The 18,293-nt window shown below is 62.7% G+C and carries 17 protein-coding genes; 13 read left to right on the top strand and 4 right to left on the bottom strand.

What is annotated here, in order from left to right; translation table 11 throughout:
• Positions 1 to 141 precede the first annotated feature (141 nt).
• Positions 142 to 741, bottom strand: a complete 600-nt coding sequence (locus JTF07_RS10435) for a GNAT family N-acetyltransferase (protein WP_204234147.1) — start codon at positions 739 to 741, stop codon at positions 142 to 144.
• A 194-nt stretch (positions 742 to 935) separates the two neighbouring features.
• Here JTF07_RS10435 and gdhA point away from each other — a divergent pair, with 194 nt between their 5' ends.
• Positions 936 to 2,282: an NADP-specific glutamate dehydrogenase gene (gdhA, locus tag JTF07_RS10430; RefSeq protein ID WP_143921013.1), complete on the top strand. Its 1,347-nt coding sequence runs from the start codon at positions 936 to 938 to the stop codon at positions 2,280 to 2,282.
• Between the two features lie 143 nt (positions 2,283 to 2,425).
• Here gdhA and JTF07_RS10425 read toward each other — a convergent pair whose 3' ends face one another.
• Positions 2,426 to 2,941: a flavin reductase family protein gene (locus JTF07_RS10425; RefSeq protein ID WP_204234146.1), complete on the bottom strand. Its 516-nt coding sequence runs from the start codon at positions 2,939 to 2,941 to the stop codon at positions 2,426 to 2,428.
• On the opposite strand from JTF07_RS10425, the gene JTF07_RS10420 reads away from it, so the two are divergent.
• Together JTF07_RS10420 and JTF07_RS10415 are read left to right on the top strand one after the other, a co-directional pair.
• Complete coding sequence (locus JTF07_RS10420) at positions 2,940 to 3,227, top strand: DUF3039 domain-containing protein (RefSeq protein ID WP_252199686.1); 288 nt, start codon at positions 2,940 to 2,942, stop codon at positions 3,225 to 3,227. The two genes, JTF07_RS10425 and JTF07_RS10420, sit on opposite strands and share 2 nt — an antisense overlap.
• The gene (locus JTF07_RS10415; RefSeq protein ID WP_204234145.1) at positions 3,228 to 5,009 is read left to right on the top strand and encodes a DEAD/DEAH box helicase; all 1,782 of its coding nucleotides are present in this window, start codon (positions 3,228 to 3,230) and stop codon (positions 5,007 to 5,009) included.
• Between the two features lie 111 nt (positions 5,010 to 5,120).
• Here JTF07_RS10415 and JTF07_RS10410 read toward each other — a convergent pair whose 3' ends face one another.
• Complete coding sequence (locus JTF07_RS10410; protein ID WP_204234144.1) at positions 5,121 to 6,440, bottom strand: nicotinate phosphoribosyltransferase; 1,320 nt, start codon at positions 6,438 to 6,440, stop codon at positions 5,121 to 5,123.
• Positions 6,441 to 6,492: 52 nt separating this feature from the next.
• Between JTF07_RS10410 and clpS the strand changes: the two genes are divergently transcribed.
• From clpS to JTF07_RS10360, 10 genes are all read left to right on the top strand, one after another.
• Positions 6,493 to 6,798 carry an ATP-dependent Clp protease adapter ClpS gene (gene clpS, locus JTF07_RS10405; RefSeq protein WP_143921017.1) on the top strand — a complete coding sequence of 102 codons (306 nt, stop codon included), beginning with the start codon at positions 6,493 to 6,495 and terminating at the stop codon, positions 6,796 to 6,798.
• Between the two features lie 3 nt (positions 6,799 to 6,801).
• A complete protein-coding gene (locus JTF07_RS10400) occupies positions 6,802 to 7,377 on the top strand; it encodes a DUF2017 family protein (RefSeq protein WP_143921018.1) in 576 nt (191 codons plus the stop codon).
• Positions 7,374 to 8,195, top strand: coding sequence for an MBL fold metallo-hydrolase (locus tag JTF07_RS10395; RefSeq protein WP_204234143.1), 822 nt, complete (start codon positions 7,374 to 7,376; stop codon positions 8,193 to 8,195). Before JTF07_RS10400 ends, JTF07_RS10395 begins: the two co-directional genes overlap by 4 nt.
• Positions 8,196 to 8,298: 103 nt before the next feature.
• Positions 8,299 to 9,021, top strand: a complete 723-nt coding sequence (gene rph / locus JTF07_RS10390) for a ribonuclease PH (RefSeq protein ID WP_204234142.1) — start codon at positions 8,299 to 8,301, stop codon at positions 9,019 to 9,021.
• On the top strand, positions 9,018 to 9,623 hold the full coding sequence (gene rdgB, locus JTF07_RS10385; RefSeq protein ID WP_204234141.1) for an RdgB/HAM1 family non-canonical purine NTP pyrophosphatase: 606 nt from the start codon (positions 9,018 to 9,020) through the stop codon (positions 9,621 to 9,623). Before rph ends, rdgB begins: the two co-directional genes overlap by 4 nt.
• A 180-nt stretch (positions 9,624 to 9,803) precedes the next feature.
• Positions 9,804 to 11,306, top strand: a complete 1,503-nt coding sequence (locus JTF07_RS10380) for an ABC transporter substrate-binding protein (RefSeq protein ID WP_204234140.1) — start codon at positions 9,804 to 9,806, stop codon at positions 11,304 to 11,306.
• Between the two features lie 13 nt (positions 11,307 to 11,319).
• A complete protein-coding gene (locus tag JTF07_RS10375; RefSeq protein WP_204234139.1) occupies positions 11,320 to 12,267 on the top strand; it encodes an ABC transporter permease in 948 nt (315 codons plus the stop codon).
• Positions 12,264 to 13,166, top strand: coding sequence for an ABC transporter permease (locus JTF07_RS10370; protein WP_204234138.1), 903 nt, complete (start codon positions 12,264 to 12,266; stop codon positions 13,164 to 13,166). Before JTF07_RS10375 ends, JTF07_RS10370 begins: the two co-directional genes overlap by 4 nt.
• Positions 13,159 to 14,934 carry a dipeptide ABC transporter ATP-binding protein gene (locus tag JTF07_RS10365; RefSeq protein ID WP_204234137.1) on the top strand — a complete coding sequence of 592 codons (1,776 nt, stop codon included), beginning with the start codon at positions 13,159 to 13,161 and terminating at the stop codon, positions 14,932 to 14,934. The genes JTF07_RS10370 and JTF07_RS10365 overlap by 8 nt, the downstream gene beginning before the upstream one ends.
• A gap of 51 nt (positions 14,935 to 14,985) precedes the next feature.
• Positions 14,986 to 16,386 carry an amidase gene (locus JTF07_RS10360; protein ID WP_204234136.1) on the top strand — a complete coding sequence of 467 codons (1,401 nt, stop codon included), beginning with the start codon at positions 14,986 to 14,988 and terminating at the stop codon, positions 16,384 to 16,386.
• Between the two features lie 116 nt (positions 16,387 to 16,502).
• Here JTF07_RS10360 and JTF07_RS10355 read toward each other — a convergent pair whose 3' ends face one another.
• Positions 16,503 to 18,191, bottom strand: a complete 1,689-nt coding sequence (locus JTF07_RS10355) for a zinc ribbon domain-containing protein (RefSeq protein WP_204234135.1) — start codon at positions 18,189 to 18,191, stop codon at positions 16,503 to 16,505.
• Positions 18,192 to 18,293 lie beyond the last annotated feature (102 nt).

Here is an 18,293-nt window from a genome sequence, read left to right as displayed (position 1 = left end):
CGGGTTTGGGGTCATTCCACTTTTGTGGGGTGGCCCCTTTCTCGTATTCATGCCCTGTTGCGGGGTTTTGTTGGGGGTTGTCTCGTGTGTTGCGGGGTGGCCCCCTTTTTTTGTATTCATGCCCGTGGGGTTGGGCGGTGCTCACACAGTGTCGAGTCCCAGGAACCGGCGAACCACCTCGGCGCCGGCGACCTGGATGGGATCCGGTCCCCGGACGATGTCCGAAGCTGCCAGAATCATATGGTGTTCGGGGTGAGCAAGCCCGTCCTGTGCGATGGTGGTCTTGACTCCGTTGGGGGAGTACCCGAGCTTCTCTGAGACTCTGCGGCTCGCATCATTGCCCTCGAAGTATTCGGAATGAAATGCGGCGGCATCGAAATGGTCGGTAAACGCCGTGACGATTGTCCTTCGCATCTGGGTGCCGTAGCCCTTGCCCTGCTCGTGCAGGGCCAGCCACGAGCCTGTCGAGACTGACCGGGTGCGGACGAAGTCTTTTGAGCTGACCCCCTGTACACCGACTGCTCGGCCGTCGATTCTGACGGTGAACTCAACCGTCCACTCATCGACTCGGAAGTTCGCCCGTGTGCTCCATTGGTATTGTGCGATTGACCGCGCTATTTCCTCACGAGAACCTGAATCCCAATTGATGAGAAAGACTGGTCTGTCGTCCCGGCGCACACCGCCGTTCGCGATGACGGCCAATTCCGGATAGTCGGACTCTCGCACCGGTGACAATTCCATATCGCCGCACCTGATTCTCAAGGCAAAAGGCGGCCAGACATCTTCTAATTCCATATGTCGAGTCTAAACGCCTAATGGTTTCGACAACGCGAATTTCCGAAACTCGCACTATATCAAATGTGCGCCCCAACACCGTAGTGTCCATTATTCGGGCGTATAAGCTCATGTTATCCGGCTCACGGTAAGTTGATCCCATGAGCTTACATCCATCACTGCAGCCAATCTTCGATACTGTGCTCCATCGCAATCCCGGAGAGTCGGAGTTTCATCAGGCGGTACAGGAAGTTCTCCATTCCCTGGGCCCTGTCGTTGACAAACACCCCGAATACCTCGAACTCTCAGCGTTCGAACGCCTCTGCGAACCAGAACGGCAGATCATCTTCCGGGTGCCTTGGATCGACGATCAGGGAGTCGTGCAGATCAACCGAGCATTCCGAGTTCAGTTCAACTCTGCTCTTGGCCCCTACAAAGGCGGTCTGCGCTTCCACCCATCGGTGAACTTGGGAATCGTGAAGTTCCTCGGCTTCGAACAGATCTTCAAGAACGCCATCACAGGTCTGCCCATTGGCGGAGGCAAAGGCGGCTCGGACTTCGACCCGAAGGGGCGCAGCGACCTCGAGGTCATGCGCTTCTGCCAGTCATTCATGACTGAGCTCTCCCGCCACATCGGCGAATACCGTGACGTCCCGGCTGGCGACATCGGGGTCGGCGGGAGGGAGATCGGCTACCTGTTCGGGCAGTACAAGCGGATGAAGAACGAGTACGAAGCCGGGGTTCTCACTGGCAAGGGTCTGTCCTACGGCGGCTCCATGGTCCGCACCGAAGCAACAGGCTTCGGCGTCGTGTACTTCCTCAAGGACATGCTCGCCGCAGCTAAGAAGAACATTGACGGACGGACTGTTTCGATCTCAGGATCTGGCAACGTCGCTGTGTTCGCAGCAGAGAAGGTCGAGGCCTTCGGCGGTACCGTCATCACCATGTCCGATTCCGGCGGGTTCATCCATGACCCTGATGGTATCGATACGGAGATCGTCAAGCGCATCAAATTCGAAGAACGCGGTCGGATCTCCGAATACGTCGACGAACGCGGTGGCCGTGCCAAGTATTATGAAGGCGGCAACGTCTGGGACATCGAGGTCGACGTCGCGCTTCCCTGCGCTACGCAGAACGAACTTGATGAGGAGTCGGCGAAGACTCTCGTCCGCAATGGCGTCATCGCTCTCGCAGAAGGTGCGAACATGCCCTGTACGCCAGGGGCGGTGAGGACCTTCTCCGAGGCCGGTGTGCTCTTCGCGCCCGGCAAGGCGGCCAACGCCGGCGGCGTGGCCACCAGCGCCTTGGAAATGCAGCAGAACGCCAGCCGCGACACATGGGACTTCGACTTCACTGAAGCTCGTCTGGCCGAGATCATGGGAGACGTGCACGACAGCTGCGCCGTTGCGGCCGCGGAGTTCGGCTCACCCGGTGACTACGTCGCCGGGGCCAACATCGCCGGCTTCATCCGAGTCTCTGAAGCGATGCTCGCACAGGGCGTCGTCTGACCTCAGCGGCAAGGCCAAGATAGACAAGGCACAGTCAGCCTCCGGGCGCAAGCAGCGCACCGCGGCCCTCCGACTCTCAGACAGCTTCGCACGAAGCCGTCAAGAGCTCGGAGGGCCGCTGTCGTTGGCCCGAGCAGCGCAGGTCAGCGGGGCCCGATCGATCCGTATGCCTTGCGCCACCTCAGCAGCGGTTTGTCCTTGCTGCTGTTCGCGCCGGCTCCCAAAGATACGACCTCCCCGACGACGAGGCTGTGTGTTGCCACTTCGAGGATCTTCGTGGTCCGCAGCTCGAACCAGGCGATCGCATTCGTGAGGACTGGCTGACCCGAGTGGGGCGCAGGAAAAGTATCGATGCCTTTGAGCGAACCGTAGAGGGGTTGTCCGGACGCGCCGAGGCGTTCGGAGATGTCTCGCTGTGATGAGTTGAGCAAGGAGATGGCGTAATGCTCACTTGTCTCCAGCGTCTCCATCATGCGCGACCCGCCATAGATGCTGACTGCCATCGTCGGCGGATCGTAGGACACGTCGAGGAACGAGTCGACGGTGATCGCGTGCAAGGCATTGCCGCGTCTGGCGGAGATCACAGCCACCGCGGCGGCAATATCGTCGCTGAGTTCGCGATAGCGTTCTGTGAGGGAATCCTCGTGGGTTCTGTCCATGGCACTCATTCTAGGGAACTACAATGGACCCATGACCTATCCAGCATCAGGTGGTTCAGCAACAATCGAGCGTGAGCAGTCCGAACAACTTGTTGAACCCGGAGACCACGAACGTTTCAGCCACTACGCACCCAAAGACAAGATCATGGAATCCATGGTCACGGGCACACCGCTGATCGCCCTGTGCGGAAAGGTGTGGGTGCCTACCCGAGACCCCGAGCGGTTCCCTGTATGCCCGCGTTGCAAAGAGATCTACTCCACCATGTCTGAAGGACCCAAGGAGTAAATGGCCGCGGAACGTCTCCCAGGGACATCCGCCGCCGAACAACTGCCACCGGCCTTTCCCGAGCGTGCTGCTTGGGGAACGGCCGGAAAGTTGCGCGCCTGGCAGGCTGAAGCCCTGGAACAGTACTTTCGGGATCAGCCGAAGGATTTTCTCGCGGTTGCGACACCGGGCGCAGGCAAGACGACATTCGCTCTGCGAGTCGCCGCCGAGCTGTTGGCGCAGCGAGTCGTCAACAGGGTCACCGTCGTCGCACCCACAGAACACCTCAAGGTGCAGTGGGCTGATTCCGCCTCCCGCGTCGGCATCAAACTCGACCCGCACTTCAAGAACGCCCAGGGCAAGCACGCTCCCGGCTATCACGGTGTGGCCATCACCTATGCGCAGGTGGCCGCAAAGCCGGTGCTGCACCACAATCGCACTGCGGCGGGCCGCACCCTCGTCATCCTCGATGAGGTCCACCACGGAGGCGATGCGCTGTCATGGGGCGATGCAGTACGGGAGGCGTTCGGCCCCGCTGTGCGCAGGCTCTCCCTGACCGGTACCCCTTTCCGGTCGGATACCTCGCCGATCCCATTCGTCACCTATGCTCCGGACGAGAACGGCATCCGCACCTCGGTGGCCGACTATTCCTACGGCTATGGGCGGGCTCTCAAGGACTCCGTCGTCCGACCCGTCCTGTTCCTTGCCTATGCCGGTGCCATGTCCTGGCGGACCCGGGCCGGCGATGAGATGTCCCACGTGCTCGGCGAAGAGACGACGAAGGACATCAACTCTCAGGCGTGGAGGACTGCGCTCGACCCCGGTGGCGACTGGATCCCAGCCGTGCTCAAGGCAGCCGACCGACGACTGACAGAGGTCAGGCGGACCGTGCACGACGCCGGAGGCCTCGTCATCGCCACGGACCAGGACAACGCTCGAGCCTACGCCAAGGTGCTGCGCGAACTGACGGGCGAAGCACCCACGGTCGTCCTCTCCGACGAAGCAGGAGCTTCGGCGCGGATCGAGAAGTTCCAGAACTCCACCGACCGATGGATGGTTGCCGTCCGTATGGTCTCCGAAGGCGTTGACGTGCCGCGACTGTGTGTGGGGGTCTATGCGACCTCCTCGGCGACTCCGCTCTTCTTCGCTCAGGCCATCGGCCGTTTCGTGCGTGCACGCAAACGCGGCGAGACGGCCTCTGTGTTTTTGCCCTCCGTCCCGATCCTGCTTGCTCTGGCCAACACGATGGAAGTAGAACGTGACCACGCCCTCGACCGGCCGAAGAATGAGGACGAGAACGATGTCGTCGTCTTCGACGACCAGGCTATGGAGCAGGCGAATCGCGAAGAGGGAGCCTCGGACCAGCTGGGCTCGTTTGAGGCGCTGGGCGCCGAGGCGCTCTTCGACCGGGTGCTCTTCGACGGTGGCGAGTTCGGCACAGGCGGAGCGATCGGCTCCGAGGATGAGCTCGACTTCATCGGCATACCCGGACTTCTGGAACCCGACCAGGTCCACGAGCTGCTGCGGACCCAACAGGCGCGTCAGGCGAAACGGAAGACTGATGCGGCACCACCGGCACCAGAACCCGAGATCAGCGAACTCGACCACCGGGCGATGAAAGAGGAGCGCAATCAGCTCCAGAGCCTCGTCGGCGCCTGGTCGCGCCGCACGGGAACACCACACGCGACAGTCCATGTCGAGCTGCGCAAAGCGTGCGGAGGTCCCGCAGTGGCACAGGCGACCCAGGAACAGATCCACGCTCGGATCAAGAAGTTGCAGGGCTGGTTCGTCGGCAAGAAATGACGCCTGAGCGACTCAGTGGGGAGACCTCAGATGAGACGGGCCGATCTCAGCCCTGACCAGTGATTCTGGAGTGCGACAGGCCGACCTCAGCTCAGCTGGGTCCGGCCCCGGTCATTTGGGATAGAAAACCGTGGGGATCGCCGGTTCGCCGTCCTGCATGCGACGCGCCGAACGTGGCAGCTCGGCCAAGGACTCATCATGTCGAGCGCAGGCCTTCGTGACTCCGGCGGCACCGATATAGGATTCGTCGATCTCACCGTCGACGACGAGGTCAACGGTCAACGATCGGCCATCGCCGAGATCGTTCGGCAGAGTGGGGATGCCGACGGCCTCTTCGACCGCGATCGCACCATCGATGAGGCGCAGAGCGTCCTTGTGTCCTCCGCGCGAGGGTTTGCCGATGGAATTCTTCGCCACCGAGGTCCATGCCCCCGACTCGTCGGCACGAGCCACGAGCTTGTACACGAGTCCCGCGGCGGGCGCACCCGAACCGGTGACCACTCGAGTTCCGACGCCGTAGGAATCGACAGGGGAGGCAGCGAGTGCAGCGATCGCATATTCGTCGAGGTCGCTGGTGACCGTGATCGTCGTATCATGAGCGCCGAGGCGGTCGAGGCCGGCACGGACTTCGCTGGCCTGCTCGACCAGATCGCCCGAGTCGATGCGCACCCCGCCCAGGTTCTCCCCGGCCAGGCGCACAGCGGTGGCCAACGCCTCCTCGACGTCGTAGGTGTCCAAGAGCAGCGTCGTGTCGGTACCCAAGGATCTGAGCTGAGCGGCGAAGGCCTCCTGCTCCGAATCGTGGAGCAGAGTGAAGGAATGAGCAGAGGTGCCGATCGTGCGCAGGCCGTACCTGAGGCCGGCTGCGAGATTCGACGTCGAAGCGAAACCGCCGATGACGGCCGCGCGCGCAGCGGCGACCGCGGCATGTTCGTTGGTGCGGCGACCGCCCATCTCCGCGCAGGGCCGATCTCCAGCAGCCTGGGCCATACGCGAGGCCGCCGAGGCGACCGCACAGTCATAGTTCATCGCCGAGAGGATGAGCGTCTCGAGGATGACTCCCTCTGCGAAGGTGGATTCGATCGTCATCAGCGGTGAACCCGGGAAGTAGATCTCGCCCTCCGCGTACCCGCGGATGCTGCCGGAGAAGGAGTAGTCGGCCAACCAGTCGATGGTCTTCGAATCGACGATCTGCTCACGACTGAGAAACGAGAGCTCCTCGTCGCCGAAACGGAAGTCCCGCAGCATCTCGAGGATGCGGCCAGTGCCGGCAACGACTCCGTAGCGCCGACCGGCAGGCAGGCTGCGGCCGAAGACTTCGAACAGGCTTCTGCGGTGAGCGGCGCCTGATTCCAGGGCTGCCTGGACCATCGTCAATTCGTACTGATCGGTGTAGAAAGCCGTCGAACCGGACCGTGTGAGATCACTCATAGGCGCGATACTACGTCACGACAGCGTCAGTGTTCTGCCGTAAGGTGGAAACGTGAGCAATCCAACGACTCCAGTTCTGGAGCCGGATGTCGACATTCGACCGGCGACAGAACAGGCAAAGCCATGGAAGACCGTCGTCTTCAACGACCCCGTCAATCTCATGAGCTACGTCAGTTACGTCTTCCAAGCCTACTTCGGATATTCGACGGAGAAGGCGCATTCGCTGATGCTTGAAGTCCATGAGAACGGTCGCTCCGTCGTTGCCACAGGCGGACGTGAAGCCATGGAGAGGGACACCCAAGCCATGCACGAGTACGGTTTGTGGGCCGCGTGCCAACCTGAAACAGGATCCGACTGACATATGGCAGCAATTGACGCTCGTGGGGACGATGTCGTCCTCAAACTCGAGGACAACGAACGATCCCTCATGCTCACCGTATTCACCGACCTGGCAGCACTCCTGGCAGAAGACGACAACGAGGACGGCCGTCCCGATTCGGAGAACTGGGAGGCCCGCCTGGGACTGGTCGACCGACCACGGCCACAGGACCCGGCCCTGCTGCGCCTCTTCCCCGACGTCGACCCGCTCGACGAGGAACGTTCGCAGGAGTTCCGGCGTCTCACCGAGTTCGACCTCCAGCAGGCGAAGGCCCATAACGTGCGCATCGTCCTCAACGGTCTGGCCAAGGGCCCCTCGATCGCATTGAGCCACGATGAGGTTCTGGCCTGGATGAAGGGCCTCAACGACCTGCGCCTGGTCCTGGCCGTTCGCATGGGCATCGACACGGAGGAAGCTCAAGAGGAGAAATATGCTCACCGAGACGACCTTGACGAGTCCGAAGACCTGACACTGACCCTGTATGACTTCGTGACCTGGATTCAGGACCGACTCACCACCACCTTGCTCAGCGATCTGCCGGGGGACGACGACGAATGAAACTCACTGCCATCGGCACGGCCGGCTCCTTCCCCGGGCCCAACTCGGCAGCCAGCTGCTACCTCATCGAAACCGACGAGGAATCACCGACGCGCATCGTGCTCGACCTCGGTTCCGGGGCACTGAGCCCCTTGCAGCGCGCCGTCGACACGGATGGGCTGACCGCGGTCGTGCTCAGCCACCTGCACCCCGACCACTGCATGGACATGACCGGGCTGTACGTCAAGCGCTGCTACGACCCGAGGTTCTTCAACGGCAACATCTCCGACACCGGATCGATCCGCACGAGGACGAACGTCCTCGCCCCGGCCGGCGCACAAGAACGACTGACCCGGGCCTACTACACGGACCCCGGGAAGTCCCCAGTCGCCGCCAGCGCACACGACACTGACCTCAGCCATGCCTTCGACTTCGCCGAGCTCGACCACGGGACCAGCCATCAGGTGGGAAGCCTGCAGATCGAATCCTTCCTCGTCGACCACCCGGTTGAGGCCTACGCCCTGCGAATCACAGATGCCAAAGGCTCGGTGATCACCTATTCCGGTGACAGTGACGAATGCGACAACCTCGTCGACGCGGCCCGTGGAGCAGACCTGTTCCTCTGCGAAGCTGCCTTTCAGGAAGACCGCGACAGCGCTCGCGGCATCCACCTCACCGGCAAACGTGCTGGACGAGTCGCTCAGGCCGCAGATGCCACATCCCTCGTCCTGACTCACATTCCCTCCTGGACGGACTGCTCCATCGTCCGTGGCGAAGCCGCCCGCGAATACCGTGGGCCCATCGAACTGGCCAAACCGGGCAACAGTTGGACCGTGTGACGCATCGCGGCGATCGACGCCGATTGGCCCACTGAAAGACCCGCCTGAAGTCCCACCGACCAGACCAGCAAAGACCAGCACCGACTACCGAAAGAGGCACACAGTGCGCGCAGACGGACGAACCGCCGATGAACTCCGCGAAGTGACCATCACCCGCAATTGGATCAACACCGCCGAAGGATCCGCCCTCGTGGAATTCGGCAACACCCGCGTTCTGGTTGCGGCTTCGTTGACCGCTGGCGTGCCGCGTTGGCTCAAGGGCCAGGGCCGAGGCTGGGTCACCGCCGAATACGCGATGCTGCCGCGCGCCACCGACTCGCGCAACACCCGTGAGTCCGTCAAGGGCAAACTGGGCGGTCGCACACATGAGATCTCGCGCCTCATCGGCCGGAGCCTGCGTGCCGTCATCGACTTGGAGAAGCTCGGCGAGAACACCCTCGTCCTCGACTGCGATGTCCTCCAGGCCGACGGCGGCACCCGAACCGCATCGATCACGGGCGCCTACGTGGCACTGGCCGACGCGATCGACAAGGGTCGTTCAACGGGAATCATCCCAGCCGCGAACAACCCGATCAAGGACTCGATCGCCGCGATCAGCGTCGGCATCATCGACGGTGAGCCCGTCCTCGACCTGCCTTACGTCGAAGATTCGCGTGCCGATACCGATATGAACGTCGTCATGACCGGCAGCGGAGCGTTCGTCGAGGTCCAGGGCACCGCCGAAGGCGCTCCCTTCGACCGTGAGGAACTGGGCCGCCTGCTCGATCTCGCAGCCAAGGGCTGCACCGACCTCACCCGCATCCAGACCGAGGTTCTGGGCAAATGACCACCTTCGTGCTGGCCACCCACAACGATGGGAAGAGACGCGAACTCCTCGCGATCCTTCTCCCCGCGTTAGGGGAGGACACCCATGTCATGACCGCCGCCGAGGCAGGTCTCGGTGACATCCCGGAAACCGGAGTCACCTTCGCAGAGAACGCCCTGATCAAGGCACGGGCCGCAGCGCAGGCCACAGGCCACACCTCCATCGCCGATGATTCAGGGATTGCCGTGGACGTTCTGGGCGGGGCGCCGGGAATCTTCTCCGCCAGATGGTCGGGCCGGCACGGGGACGATCGGGCCAACCTCGAGCTGCTGCTCGCCCAGCTGTCGGATATCTCCAGCGAACATCGCGGGGCGCAGTTCCGCTGTGCTGCCGCAGCAGTCACTCCCGACGGCCGCGAATTCTCAGCCGAGGGAGTCATGCCAGGACGTCTGGCCACGAGCCCATCGGGAGAACACGGGTTCGGCTACGACCCGATCTTCGTTCCCGACGGGGGCGACATCAGTGCGGCGCAGATGACACCTGAGGAGAAGAACTCTCGGTCACACCGGAGGGTCGCTTTCGACAAGCTCGCAGCAGCCCTCGCCGCACAGACAGGGCTCTGAGACCGGCTCGTCGGGCTCCGGACAGGTACCGGAGTCTGCTTGTTCGCTTTTCCACGATATGAACTCCGGCGCTTCAGCCGGTGAGAACTTCCGCTAAACTGGCGATGCCGGTGCATTTCGGTGCAACGACGGCCAGAGAAGACGAATGAGCCAGTGTGGGTTCGTGAAATTGGGAGAGCGATGAAGACTCCGCGTGTCAGTTCGTGGATGGCAGCCGTGGTTGCCTCGAGCCTGTTCCTGGCAGGCTGTTCGGCGGGAGCTTCGGACTCCGGCGAGCAGGCGAAGAAGGACTCGATGACCATCGCCTTCACCGCTGAACCCGTCAATCTCGACTTCACCTCCACCTCGGGAATCGCCATCCCCGAGGCACTGATGGAGAACGTCTACGAATCTCTCGTCCGCGTCGACGGTGAGGGAGAGATCCAACCGGGCCTGGCCGAGGACTGGGACGTGTCCGAGGACCGCAAGACTTACACCTTCCAGCTGCAGAAGGGCGTGAAGTTCTCCAACGGCGCAGACCTCACAAGCGAGGACGTGAAGTTCTCCTATGAACGAGTGCAGAAGGATTGGAAGAACGCACTGAAGTCCAAGATGGACGTTGTTGACTCAATCGAGACCCCGGATGACCTCACTGTCAAGATCTCACTCAAGAAGCCCTCGAACACGTGGCTGTTCAACATGACCAGCCTCGTCGGGGCCGTCTTCGACACCGAAGGAACCGACGACCTGGCCAACGAAGCCATCGGCACAGGACCCTTCGCCATCGAGAAATTCAGCCGCGGTCAGTCGATCGACTTCGCAGCACGCGACGACTACTGGGGTGAGAAGCCTGCAGTCAACAAGGTCCAGTTCAAATACTTCAAAGACGCCGTTTCGGCCTCGAACGCCCTGAAATCGGGAGAGATCGACGTCGTCTCCAATCTGCAGGCTCCAGAACTGGCCGGCGAATTCCAGAGCGGCGACTATCAGATCATCTCCGGTACCACGAACGGTGAGGTCGTGCTCTCAATGAACAACGCGAAGGGCATCTTCAAAGACAAGAAGGCGCGCGAGGCGGTCATGCATGCCATCGACCGCAAGGCAGTCCTCGACACAGCATGGGCCGGCTATGGGGAGCTCATCGGCTCAATGGTCCCGCCGACAGATCCGTACTACGAGGATCTGACAAAGGTCTGGGACTACGACCCGGCGAAGGCCAAGGACCTCGTCAGGGAAGCAGGCATCGAGGGGGAGACGTTCGCCTTCACTGTGCCGAACCTGCCGTATGCGAAGGCGATCTCTGAGATCGTGTCCGCACAGCTTGCCGAGGTCGGGCTCAAGGCCGATATCGAGACGCAGGAATTCCCCGCAGTCTGGCTGGATAAGACCTTCACCGAGCACCAGTTCGACATGTCGGTGATCAACCATGCCGAACCCCGTGACATCCTCACCGTCTTCTCCAACGACTACTACATCGGCTACGACGACTCGAAGACCAAGAAGATCGCAGAGAAGGCCGACACCGGCACGGAAGAGGAATATGTCTCAGGGATGAAGGAGATTGCGAAGACGATCACCGAAGACGCAGCCTCGGACTTCCTGTTCCTGTTCCCGAACCTCGTCATCGCCAAATCCGATGTCGCCGGAATCCCCGCAAACAGGGTCTCCGACTCATTCCGGATCGCGGATCTGAGCTGGAACTGAAGTACCCTCACCCATGATCACCTATGTGGCCAGCCGTGCGATCCAATTCGTTCTGGCGCTGATCGTCGCCTCGGTGGTGGTCTTCGCACTCATGAGCATCCTGCCCGGCAACGCCGCGCAGGTCGCACTGGGAACGAACGCCACACCTGATGCGGTAGCTGCTCTCGAAGCTCAGTACGGTCTCGATCAGCCGCCGATCATCCGCTATGTCAATTGGGTCGTGGGCATGCTCGGCGGCGACTTCGGAACCTCATACGTGACCGGTGCCGCGATCACTCCGGTCATCGTCGGCAGCGTCCAGGTCACCGCGATCCTCGTCATCGCCGCGATCGTTCTCGCGATCGTCATCGCCGTTCCCCTCGGCACCTTCGCAGCCCTTGAACAGCGCAATTGGATCGGAGTCACGATCTCCGCGCTGAGCCAGATCGGCATCGCCGTGCCGAACTTCCTGGCCGCCATCATCCTCGTCATCATCTTCTCCCTGACGCTCGGCTGGTTCCCCTCCCAGGGGTGGATGGCCCCGGTCGAAGGATTCGGCGGGTTCCTCCTCCGTCTGGTGCTGCCCGTCGTGTCTCTGGCACTCGTCCAGGCCGCGATCCTCACCCGGTACGTGAGATCGGCGGTCCTCGACGTCATGCGTGAGGACTACATCCGCACCGCCCGGGCCAAGGGCCTGACCCGAACCAAGGCCCTGTTCGTCCACGGACTGCGCAATGCCGCCATCCCCGTCATCACCGTGGCTGGGGTTCAGCTCGCGACGCTCCTCGTCGGTGCCGTCATCATCGAACAGATCTTCGTCATCCCCGGCATCGGCTCCGAACTCGTCCGAGCCGTGGCCAACCGCGACCTTGTCACAGTCCAGGGAATCGTCATGGTCCTCGTCCTCCTCGTGCTCATCATCAACCTCATCGTCGACGTGCTGTATCCGATCGTCGACCCTCGGATCAGGAACGCGTCATGAGCGAGATCCCGGGCACCACCTCGGCGGGGGATGCCTCTGTGGATCGGGGCAGTCGCACGAAGCTTCGGCTCAACGCCTCGATGATCATCGGTGCCATCCTCATTCTCCTCATCGTCGCGCTCGCACTCGTGTCCTTCGTGTGGACACCCTACGGTCCCAGCGCAGTCGATCCGGCCGCACGGCTGCAGCCATCGAGCCCCGAGCACCCCTTCGGCACCGACAAATTCGGCCGCGACACTCTGACCTGGATCATGTACGGTGCCCGAATCACCCTCATGGTCGGAATAGTGGCCGTCGGCATCGCCGTGCTCATCGGCACACCCATCGGCATCATCGCCGCGGTCTTCGCACAGTACCCGTGGGGTGTGTGGCTGAGTGCGGTGATCATGCGCGCCAACGACATCCTGCTCGCCTTCCCTGCGCTGCTGCTGGCGATCGTCTTCGCCGCCGTCTACCAACCGGGCACGGGGCCGGCCATGGTGGCCGTGGGAATCGCTGCGATCCCCGGGTTCGCCCGCGTCGCCCGCTCGGGCACGATGCAGGTGCTCGGCTCCGAATATGTGCGCGCGGCCAAGGCCTCGAACCGAACCGCCCCGGCGATCGCCATCGTCCACGTTCTGCCCAACATCGCCGGTATGGTCATCGTGCAGGCCTCTGTGGCATTCGCGATCTCCGTCCTCGCCGAGGCTGGCCTGTCCTTCCTGGGACTGGGCACGCAGGCTCCCGTGCCGTCCTGGGGGCGGATGCTGCAGGAGTCCCAGCAGTTCCTGTCCACTCAGCCGCTGCTGGCGCTGTGGCCTGGATTGTTCATCGCCCTCGCCGTGCTCGGGTTCAACCTCCTCGGCGACGGACTCCGCGACCGATTCGACCCGAAGATGGAGGCTCGCGGCAATGGCTGAGAACCTGCTCGAGGTCCGCAACCTCACCATCACCCCAACAGGCGCCGAGGCACCTGTTCTCCACGACGTGTCTCTGAGCCTGGCTCCCGGTGAGAGGGTCGGACTCATCGGCGAATCAGGGTCGGGAAAGTCACTGACGGCACAGTCAGTGATGGGACTGCTGCCCGAAGAGCTGCAGGCACAGGGCACCGTGTCGCTCCAGGGCTTTGCCGGAAACATCCTTGATGCGAAGGAGAGGACCCTCGCCAAGATGCGTTCGGACCTCGTGTCCATGGTGTTCCAGGAGCCGATGAGCGCACTCAACCCGCTGATGCGCATCGGCGACCAGATCGCCGAGGTGCTTCGCATCCATGGTGAAGTGGCCCGCGGTGACATTCCAGGACGAGTCCTCGACCTGCTGACAAGCGTGCACTTGCCCGATCCGAACAGTGCCCGCTACGCCTACCCGCACCAGATGTCGGGCGGTCAGCGACAGCGCGTGATGTTGGCGATCGCTCTGGCGAACTCGCCGCGGCTGCTCATCTGCGACGAACCGACCACCGCACTCGACGTCACTGTGCAGAAGCACATGCTCGATCTCATCTCCGAACGCGTTGCCACAGTGCAGGCAGGACTGCTCTTCATCACCCACGACCTGGCCGTCGTCGCCGGAGTCTGTGACAGGGTCATTGTCATGTACGCCGGTCGCATCGTCGAGACCGGCAGCGTGACGCAGATCTTCACCGACCCACAGCACGAATACACTCGCGGACTGCTGGCCTCCTCTGACCTCGATGCCACCGACGCGCACGGGAAGCTCTTCACTCTCAAGACTGCGCTGTCATACGCCGGACCGGTTGACGGGGCCGGACCGATTGACGAAGCAGGGTCGGACGACGAGGACGAGCAGTCCGCTGCCGACGGGCCAGCCGATGTGCGAGAGCCGGCACCCGCCTCGGCGAGGGAAACATCCACAGGCGACGGATCCGCACCGCTCATCGATGTCAGCGGAGTCTCGAAGCACTTCCGATCGCGCGGTCTGCTGCTGCGGCGACGATCCCCGGTTCGCGCACTCGATGACATCACCTTCAGCGTCGCTTCCGGGCAGCGCCTGGGAATCGTGGGGGAGTCGGGGTCGGGCAAATCGACCTTGCTCAATCTCCTCTCCGGATTGGATCGTCCGACCGCGGGGCGTGTGCGGGTCGGCGACATCCGTGTGGAATCGGCGAGCTCATCGGCGCTGAGATCGCTGCGCGACGATCTGCAGATCGTCTTCCAAGACCCCTTCGCCTCCCTCGATCCCCGCATGCGGGTCGAAGACATCGTCTCCGAGCCCCTCGTTGCCCGCGGTACCGCACGAGAAGAGCGGCTTGCCAGGGTCGAGGAGATGCTGCTGGCCGTGGATCTGGACACGAAGGCGATGCGCCGCTATCCGCACCAATTCTCCGGCGGGCAGCGACAGAGGATCTCGATCGCCCGGGCGCTGGTGACCCGGCCGCAGATTCTGGTCGCCGATGAGCCCGTCTCCGCGCTCGACGTCTCCGTGCGCTCCCAGGTCCTCAACCTGCTTACCGACCTCGTCGATGACTACGCGCTGACTCTGCTCTTCGTCTCCCACGACCTCGGGGTCGTCAAGCACCTGTGCTCTGACGTCATCGTCATGAAAGACGGGCACATCGTCGAATCAGGGTCGACTGAGGACATCTACGCCCACCCGCGTGAGGAATACACCCGCAGCCTCATCGCGGCCACCCCCAGCCTGGCGGGAGCGCTCGCCTCAGCCACCTGAACCCGCCGCCGCGCCACTGACCTCAAGATGCCACAGAAGAAAGGACGGCAGATGAGCCACACCACGCTTGCCGACCACACAGCAGTAGCCATGACCAGCGGCTACACCTCAGGAGACTTCGACCCACTCGAGGTCCTCTGCGCAGTCGTGGATCGGATGGATGAATGCGAACCCGTCATCAACGCCCTCCACCACCGCGACGATGAGCGCTCCCGAGCTGCGGCTGAAGCCAGCGCCACCCGTTGGCGCGAGGGCCGATCTCTCAGTCCCCTCGACGGGGTCCCGGTCACGATCAAGGAGAACATCGCACGCAGTGGAGTGCCGATGCCCAGCGGACATGCCTGGGTCGAGGTGCCGGTGTCGACTCACGACGCCCCCATCACGCAGCGCCTCGAAGAAGCCGGCGCGGTCATCATCGGATCGACGACGATGCCCGACTGGGGCATGCTCTCCTCCGGCGTCTCCTCACTGCACGGCATCACCCGCTCGCCCCTTGATCCGAGCCTGACCACCGGCGGATCGAGCGCGGGCGCCGGTGCCTCCGCCGCTGCCGGCTACGGCCCCATCCACATCGGTTCCGACATCGGCGGCTCGATCCGTCTGCCCTGCACCTGGCTGGGACTGGCAGGCCTCAAGCCCAGCTTCGGCCGGGTTCCGCTCGACGCCCCGTACATGGGCCGGTGCGCCGGGCCGCTGGCCAGAACGATGGCCGACGTCAAGGCCGCGATGGACGTCATCTCCGCCCCCGACGACCGTGACTACTCCAGCCTGCCAGTCGCCGCCGACGAGGCCTCCGACCGTTCCGACTTCGACCCGAAGGGGATGAAGATCGGACTCCAGCTCGATGCTGGATGCGGAGAGCCCGTCAGCCCGGAGATCGCGTCCACCATCGCCGAGGCTGCTGACCGCTTCGCACAAGCCGGAGCCGTCGTCGACACCGTCACCCCGTTCATCGATGATGAGCTGCTGAGAGATATGGACCTGTTCTGGCGTGTGCGCTCATGGAGTGACCTCCATGCCCTGCCGGTGGAGGAACAGGCACTCATCCTGCCCTACATCCAGCAATGGGCCCAGGGAGGTGCCGACGTCACGGGACTGCGCCTCATGGAGTGCTACCACAGCGTGCAGGAGATCAGACGTCGCAGCGTGGCAGCCACCGCAGCCTACGACCTTGTCATCTCGCCCGTCTCACCCGATGCAGCGTTTCCAGCCGAACAGCCCATGCCCTACCCGAAGGCCGACGAACCGATGGGACACATCGGCTTCACCATGCCCTACAACATGTCGGAACAGCCAGCGGGCACCGTCCTGGCCGGCTACACGAAGGACGGGCGCACCATCGGCGCCCAGATCTCGGGACGTCGCTTCGCCGATGAGCTTGTGATGGCGGCCGGGTCCTGGTTCGAACGGGCAGCGCGAGTGCCGGCTCCTGTCCGGGCCTCGATGAGCTGACGACGACATGAAGGAGGGCCTGAGTTCTGCAGAACTCAGGCCCTCCTTGCTGCGCGTTCTCACCGCGGTGGGACCACCTCGGCGAGAACGGTGACGAACGTCATCGACGAATCGAATCAGAAGTCGAAGAACTCTACCGAGAGCTTATCTCCACTGATCTTCACGCTGCCGGAGACCGACAGCGTGTTGCCGTTGGAGAAGTACGAGGAACCGGCTTTCTGGCCCTGCACAGTGAAGTCGAACTTGCCCGGCTTCTTGGTGAAGAACGAACCGGTGTTCGTGTCACCTGAACCGAAGCTGGCCTCAACTTCCGGCATGTCCTTCATGTCCCACTCTGCGGTGTTCTTCTTCGCCAGATCGGCCAGCTTCTTATCGGAGCCGCCGACAGGGATCTCAGTCGGATCGAACTTGATGAACTTGCACTTGGGCTTGATGTCCTTGTTGTCGAAGCACTTCTTGAGCTCCTTCTCGACCTGCTTCTGAACTTCCTTCTGGAAGGCACCGGTCGGTGCGAGATCAAGATTGAGCGTCGTCGGAGCCACCTCTTCGTTGTTCGGCTTATCACCCGGAGCGAAGGCCTGCGGGAAATTCACCGCTGCAGTGTCTTTGGCTTCACCGACCCACTTGCTTTTGGGGATCGAGAAATCGTAGCTGCCCGGGTATACGGCGAATGAGGTGGTGCCCGCCTTCGCCTTGTAGTCGTTGCCATTGACGCTGAGGCCATCAGATGCAGGGATGTCGAGCGCGATGACGTTGAGCGCAGGCCCGGTCAGCGACCACTTGTCGAAGAAGAGATCCTGCTTGCCATCCTTCTTCGCCTTCAGCTCAACGTTGTATTTGGAACCGTCGAGATCGTAGGAGACGACGACTGTGCCCTTGTCACCATCGACGTTCGAGGACTCGACCTTTGCATTCTCGACCTTCGCCGAGGACGCGTCGGTGAAGTCTTTGGACAGGAGGTCCAGATTCGTTCCTTCCGGACGAGGCGAGGGCGCGATCTTCTCAGCTGCAGCGAAGTCGCCCTTGCTCAGAGCCGATACGTAGTCCTCGGCTACCTTGTCGGGGCCGTAGTTGTTCTTATTGACCGTGTTGACGACGAGGAACCCAACGAGGACGAGAACGATGACGAGCGCCACAGAACCCAGAGCTATGAAGAGAGGCATCCTGCTCTTCTTCTTGGGGTTGGCGTCGGCACGCGTAGCGGTGGCTGCAGAGCCGGCGAATCCAGGAGCTGGCGCCGGTTGTGGAATCGCCTGGGACTGGCCGGGGCCCGAGCCCGTCCGCTGTCCGTTAGGGCCCGAACCGGTCTGGTATTGGCCGGATGGACTCGGCTGAGCCGATTGCCCTGGCTGGCCGGACTGATAGGGCGAATTCTGTGCCGAGCCTGACTGGTACGGACCGCCGGAGTAAGGTGCCCCGCCCTGGTACTGGCCGCCCTGGTACTGGCCACCCTGGTACTGACCGGGCTGCTGCTGGCCGTCTGGCTGGTGTCCGCCGTTGTAGTTCGGAGCCTGATGAGAGCTGGCCTGCTGCACCTCGGGGCGCGGAGGCTGGGGCTGCTCGGGTCCAGGGGGCTGTTTGCTGTTGGGCTGAGAGTTTGCAGCGAATGGAGGAGCCTGGTCGTCGCGGTAGGACGGAGCCTGTTCGGGACCGCGAGCAGGTGCCTGCGAGCCGGAGCTGCCTGTGTCCACCGAATCACCAGTGCTGTTGTCCGCCGACGTCTCCGAACCCGATCCCGTTCTGTTGTTCTCGGGTGGGTTCTTGGGAGGTGGCGGGAAATTCGGTTCGTCGTTCCCGTTGCTCATCGTTGGCTGCATCCTTCTTGTCTACAAGCGTGTCCTGGCGCAATTGTACTTCCCACTGCGGAGAATCGCGCGGTCAATACCAGGATGAAGGCGCCGAGTCAG

This window comes from Brevibacterium sp. RIT 803 (genome assembly GCF_016892625.1).
GTDB lineage: Bacteria > Actinomycetota > Actinomycetes > Actinomycetales > Brevibacteriaceae > Brevibacterium.
This window is presented reverse-complemented; position numbering and strand designations above follow the sequence as displayed.

Bases quoted from the DNA above. Each gene is read 5' to 3' on its own strand.
- JTF07_RS10375 (WP_204234139.1), top strand. From the start codon at position 11,320: ATGATCACCTATGTGGCCAGCCGTGCGATCCAATTCGTTCTGGCGCTG.
- JTF07_RS10370 (WP_204234138.1), top strand. From the start codon at position 12,264: ATGAGCGAGATCCCGGGCACCACCTCGGCGGGGGATGCCTCTGTGGAT.
- JTF07_RS10380 (WP_204234140.1), top strand. From the start codon at position 9,804: ATGAAGACTCCGCGTGTCAGTTCGTGGATGGCAGCCGTGGTTGCCTCG.
- JTF07_RS10365 (WP_204234137.1), top strand. From the start codon at position 13,159: ATGGCTGAGAACCTGCTCGAGGTCCGCAACCTCACCATCACCCCAACA.
- JTF07_RS10425 (WP_204234146.1), bottom strand. From the start codon at position 2,941: ATGGACAGAACCCACGAGGATTCCCTCACAGAACGCTATCGCGAACTC.
- rdgB (WP_204234141.1), top strand. From the start codon at position 9,018: ATGACCACCTTCGTGCTGGCCACCCACAACGATGGGAAGAGACGCGAA.
- JTF07_RS10415 (WP_204234145.1), top strand. From the start codon at position 3,228: ATGGCCGCGGAACGTCTCCCAGGGACATCCGCCGCCGAACAACTGCCA.
- JTF07_RS10435 (WP_204234147.1), bottom strand. From the start codon at position 741: ATGGAATTGTCACCGGTGCGAGAGTCCGACTATCCGGAATTGGCCGTC.
- JTF07_RS10360 (WP_204234136.1), top strand. From the start codon at position 14,986: ATGAGCCACACCACGCTTGCCGACCACACAGCAGTAGCCATGACCAGC.
- JTF07_RS10400 (WP_143921018.1), top strand. From the start codon at position 6,802: ATGGCAGCAATTGACGCTCGTGGGGACGATGTCGTCCTCAAACTCGAG.
- JTF07_RS10420 (WP_252199686.1), top strand. From the start codon at position 2,940: ATGGCACTCATTCTAGGGAACTACAATGGACCCATGACCTATCCAGCA.
- JTF07_RS10410 (WP_204234144.1), bottom strand. From the start codon at position 6,440: ATGAGTGATCTCACACGGTCCGGTTCGACGGCTTTCTACACCGATCAG.
- JTF07_RS10355 (WP_204234135.1), bottom strand. From the start codon at position 18,191: ATGAGCAACGGGAACGACGAACCGAATTTCCCGCCACCTCCCAAGAAC.
- JTF07_RS10395 (WP_204234143.1), top strand. From the start codon at position 7,374: ATGAAACTCACTGCCATCGGCACGGCCGGCTCCTTCCCCGGGCCCAAC.
- gdhA (WP_143921013.1), top strand. From the start codon at position 936: ATGAGCTTACATCCATCACTGCAGCCAATCTTCGATACTGTGCTCCAT.